Consider the following 4382-nt stretch of genomic DNA (forward strand, 5'->3'; position numbering starts at 1 on the left):
AGGACCGCCAGCTTCACGCGGGGGCGAAGCCGGTGCCGCGGTGCGGAACGGTCGCGCGGCCCTGCGCGACTAGCGTCACCGACCCCTGCGGCAACCCGGGCGCAACCGCGGCGCCGAGCACCGGATCGACCGGCGCACCCGTCATCGCGCCAAGCATCACCCGGCTCGAAATCCCGTGCATGATCACCAGCCGGTCGCCCGGGTCCTGCGCGGTGTCCGCCAGCCAGCCGCCGACCCGTGTCGCGATCTGCGGATAGGTCTCTCCGTCGGGCGCGGGCTTCAGCGTGCCGCCGGGCATCATCACCGGCCCGACCTCGTCGACGACATCGGCATAATAGCGGCCGCCCCACGAGCCCATGTCGATCTCGACCAGCCGCGGGTCGGTACGCGCATCGTGCCAGTCGAGCTCGAGATGCTCGCAGATCACCGCCAGCGTCTGCAGCGCACGCCCGGTCGGTGACGCCCACAGCGTCAGAGCAGGCCTGGCCCCGAGCAGGTCCCGCAACGCACGGCCGAGCTCGTCGGCCTGCGCGAATCCGGCGCGCGTCAGCGGCGTGTGCGCGGCATCGCCCTGCAACCGGTGCGCGGCGTTGAATACGGTTTCGCCGTGCCGCGCGACGAAATCCCGGCCAAGCCTGACGGGCGGTTTGCCGGTTGGACCGAGGTCCGCTGCACGTTGCCGAGGGCTTGGAATCATGGCCCGCATTTCAACCCCCTGTTGCGCAAAAGCAACGGATTTCCGTGTTTATCTGGGGTTCATGCAACGCCTGTCGGATTGGTCCATTGGAGCCATCCACCCCGCGTTCGGGGGTGACGAAGATCAATGGAGTATCCCAATGCGTAAGCTTATCGCCGCATCGCTGTTCGCGACCACCGCCGTCGCCGCCCCCGCGCTGGCACAGACCAACCCGACCTTCACCGGCCCGCGCGTCGAAGCCACGCTCGGCTACGACCACACTGGCGCCGGCAGCAGCGTGTCCAACAACAACGGGCGCGACGACCAGAAGATCGACGGCCTGCTGTACGGCGGCGGCATCGGCTACGACATCGCGACCTCGAGCAACATCGTGCTCGGCGCCGAGGCCGAACTGACCGGTTCGACCGCGAAGAGCGACCGCAACGACTATACCAGCGACTTCGGCTTCGGTCGCGTCAAGCAGGGCCGCGACATCTATGTCGGTGGTCGCGTCGGCTATGTCGTCGCGCCGACGACCATGATCTATGCGAAGGGCGGCTACACCAACGCCAAGCTGAACGTGCTCGCGGGCGACACCAACCAGACCACCGACACCGACTTCAACCTCGACGGCTGGCGCATCGGCGCGGGTGCCGAGCATGCGGTCGGCCCGAACAGCTATGCCAAGCTCGAATATCGCTATTCGAACTATGAGCGCAGCAACATCGACTACGCGACCGGCGGCACCAGCGGCCGATTCGACGTCGACACCGATCGTCATCAGGTCGTCGCCAGCTATGGCTTCCGCTTCTGATTGCGGTCTAACGCGACGTTTACCGTGATCAAAGAAGGGTCGGGGCGCTTGCTCCGACCCTTTATTGTTGGGTAAGCCATCTGCGGATTGCCCCCAGCCCCGAATCCGGCTGTGGAGGCCGGGGGGAATTTTGATGAAGGCGACGATCGAACGCGCAACGCTCCTCAAGGGGCTGAGCCATGTCCAGTCCGTGGTGGAACGGCGCAACACCATCCCCATCCTGTCGAACGTGCTGATCGAGGCGACGGCCGAAGGCACGCTGAAGCTGATGGCGACCGATCTGGATCTGCAGATCAACGAATCGATTGCAGCCGCGGTCGACCAGCCCGGCGCGACCACCGTGTCCGCGCACACGCTGTTCGACATCGCGCGCAAACTGCCCGAGGGCAGCCAGGTCCAGCTCGCCGCCTCGGAAGGCCGGATGAGCATCATCGCGGGCCGCGCACGCTTCTCGCTCGGCACGCTGCCGCGCGACGACTTCCCGGTGATCGCGGAAGGCGAACTGCCGACCCAGTTCGAACTGCCCGCCGAGACCTTGAAGCAGATCATCGACAAGACGCGCTTCGCGATCTCGACCGAAGAGACGCGCTATTATCTCAACGGCATCTTCCTCCACGTCGCGGACGGCGACAGCGCGAACCCGGTGCTGAAGGCCGCCGCGACCGACGGTCACCGCCTCGCGCGCGTCACGCTGCCGCGGCCCGAGGGCGCCGAATCGATGCCCGACGTGATCGTGCCGCGCAAATGCATCGCCGAGCTGCGCAAGTTGCTCGACGAGGTCGACGGCTCGGTCGGCGTGTCGCTGTCGCCGACCAAGATCCGCTTCGACCTCGGCCAGGCGATCCTGACCTCGAAGCTGATCGACGGCACCTTCCCCGATTACAGCCGCGTGATCCCGACCGGCAACGACAAGATCCTCAAGATCGACCCCAAGAGCTTCATGGAAGGCGTCGACCGCGTGTCGACCATCGCCACCGAGAAGACCCGCGCGGTCAAGATGGCGCTCGATCGCGACAAGATCACGCTGTCGGTGACCTCGCCCGAAAACGGCACCGCCGCGGAGGAAGTTCCCGGCGATTATGTCGCGCTCCCGTTCGAGATCGGCTTCAACAGCCGCTATCTGATGGACATCCTCGCGCAGATCGACGGCGACATGGTCGAGGTCCACCTCGCCGACGCCGCTGCGCCCACGCTGATCCGCGAGAACGACAAGTCGCCCGCGCTCTACGTGCTGATGCCGATGCGCGTCTGACCGGCGCACGCCGGCGATCGCGTGAAAGGCCATCCTGCGGGGTGGCCTTTTTTCGTTTGAAGGCTCGAGCGGATCTGATACTGACATTACTGTTAGTAAGGAGTCGACTCGATGGCGAAGCTTCCTCCCTTTCCTGGTACGACCGGTCGTCGCGACTGGCGGACCGCGATGGATGCGATCCGGAAGCTCCTCGCCAATGGCGACGACACGACTCAGGTGTTCCGGATCATGCGCGCGCTGAACGTCGGCAACGCGCCGATGAACTATGCGCGGCTGATCGCGACCGAGCGGGGCGGGCGGATCGCCTATGATCAGGTCGAGCTGGCGCGGCGCTTCTCCGATCCGGCGTTCGTCGCGAGCTTTGCGCCCGGCACGGTCGGCGCGGCCTATCGCCATTTCCTCGAGACGACGGGCTATTCGGCGGACGGGCTCGTCGAGGTGTCGCGGCTGGTGCCGAGCGAGGACGATCTGGCGCATCCCTATGCGTGGTTCGGCCGGCGGGTGCGCGACACGCATGACATCTGGCACGTGCTGACCGGCTACAAGGCGGACGAGAGTCTCGGTGAGGCGGCGCTCGTCGCGTTCAGCTATGCGCAGGTCGGCGGGCTCGGCTGGGCGCTGATCGGGTCGGCGGCGGCGCTCAAGAGCCTCCGTGTGACCGGCAATGGCTTGTTCGCCAAGGCGGTCTGGGAAGGCTATCGCAATGGCCGCAAGGCAAAGTGGATTTCAGGCGAGGATTATCTGACCCTGCTTCATGAGCCGCTCGATGCGGCACGCGCGCGGCTCGGGATCGCGACGCCGGTCGCCTATCTGCACGCGCAGCGCGAACTCGGTCCCGTGCTCGCTTCCTATCTGAGCGCGCAGAAAGCGGGAGCGGGCACCGGACCCGAGCGGATCGCCGCCTGACGCGAAGGCTGACAGCGCACCGGGTCTGTCGCGGGCGGTCCTGACCAGACCGATCGCCGACTTCGCTCAGGGCGAACGGAAAAGGGCGATGCACTCGGCTGCAAAACTCCTTTAAGGCCGGTGCGATGCTGTCGCGCCTCGTCCTTACCGATTTCCGCAATCATGCCGACCTGACGCTCCAGCCGGGGGCGGGGTTCGTGGTGCTGACCGGCGCGAACGGCGCGGGCAAGACCAACATCCTCGAGGCGGTCTCGCTGCTCGCCCCCGGCCGGGGGCTGCGCCGGGCTGCGCTCGGCGAGATGGCGCGGCAGGGCGGTGCGGGCGGTTTCGGCGTCGCGGCGACGCTCTGCCCCTCCGCGCGAGGTGAGACTTCCGTAGCTGGGGCCGAACGCGACCAGCATGCCGACGCTGGTAGCCACATCGGCGATGTCGATATCGCGACCGGCGCGCTGACCTCGGCGCCTGAGCGACGCATCGTCCGCGTCCAGGGTGCGACCACCACCGCCAATACGCTCGCCGAGTGGCTGACGGTGTTGTGGCTCACCCCCGCGATGGACCGGCTGTTCGTCGCCCCCGCGGGCGAGCGCCGCGGCTTTCTCGACCGGCTGACGCTCCCGCTCGCACCCGGGCACGCGCATCATGCCGCGCGCTACGAGGCGGCGATGCGCGCGCGCAACCGGCTGCTCGGCGACGAAGGCCGTCCCGATGGCGACTGGCTGTCCGCGCTCAGGCGC

General features: G+C 67.2%; 5 protein-coding genes. 4 read left to right on the forward strand and 1 reads right to left on the reverse strand.

Translation table 11 applies throughout. The features are described from left to right. Positions 1-13 precede the first annotated feature (13 nt). Complete coding sequence (locus NI18_RS17600) at positions 14-697, reverse strand: histidine phosphatase family protein (protein ID WP_052149309.1); 684 nt, start codon at positions 695-697, stop codon at positions 14-16. Positions 698-836: 139 nt separating this feature from the next. Between NI18_RS17600 and NI18_RS17605 the strand changes: the two genes are divergently transcribed. The 4 genes from NI18_RS17605 to NI18_RS17620 all read left to right on the forward strand — a co-directional run. Further along, positions 837-1490 (forward strand): outer membrane beta-barrel protein, encoded by a 654-nt coding sequence (locus NI18_RS17605; RefSeq protein ID WP_031439125.1) that lies wholly within the window; start codon positions 837-839, stop codon positions 1488-1490. Between the two features lie 133 nt (positions 1491-1623). Next, on the forward strand, positions 1624-2742 hold the full coding sequence (dnaN, locus tag NI18_RS17610) for a DNA polymerase III subunit beta (RefSeq protein WP_031395114.1): 1119 nt from the start codon (positions 1624-1626) through the stop codon (positions 2740-2742). 111 nt (positions 2743-2853) lie between these two features. Further along, positions 2854-3648 (forward strand): Coq4 family protein, encoded by a 795-nt coding sequence (locus tag NI18_RS17615; RefSeq protein WP_037531835.1) that lies wholly within the window; start codon positions 2854-2856, stop codon positions 3646-3648. Between the two features lie 125 nt (positions 3649-3773). Then, positions 3774-4382: AAA family ATPase (locus tag NI18_RS17620; protein ID WP_037531837.1), on the forward strand; the 609-nt coding region annotated here is incomplete at its 3' end.

The sequence above is a fragment of the Sphingomonas sp. Ant20 genome, assembly GCF_000783375.1.
GTDB lineage: Bacteria > Pseudomonadota > Alphaproteobacteria > Sphingomonadales > Sphingomonadaceae > Sphingomonas > Sphingomonas aerolata.

Coding starts and splice junctions, on each gene's coding strand:
- NI18_RS17600 (WP_052149309.1), bottom strand. CDS start 697: ATGATTCCAAGCCCTCGGCAACGTGCAGCGGACCTCGGTCCAACCGGC.
- NI18_RS17605 (WP_031439125.1), top strand. CDS start 837: ATGCGTAAGCTTATCGCCGCATCGCTGTTCGCGACCACCGCCGTCGCC.
- dnaN (WP_031395114.1), top strand. CDS start 1,624: ATGAAGGCGACGATCGAACGCGCAACGCTCCTCAAGGGGCTGAGCCAT.
- NI18_RS17615 (WP_037531835.1), top strand. CDS start 2,854: ATGGCGAAGCTTCCTCCCTTTCCTGGTACGACCGGTCGTCGCGACTGG.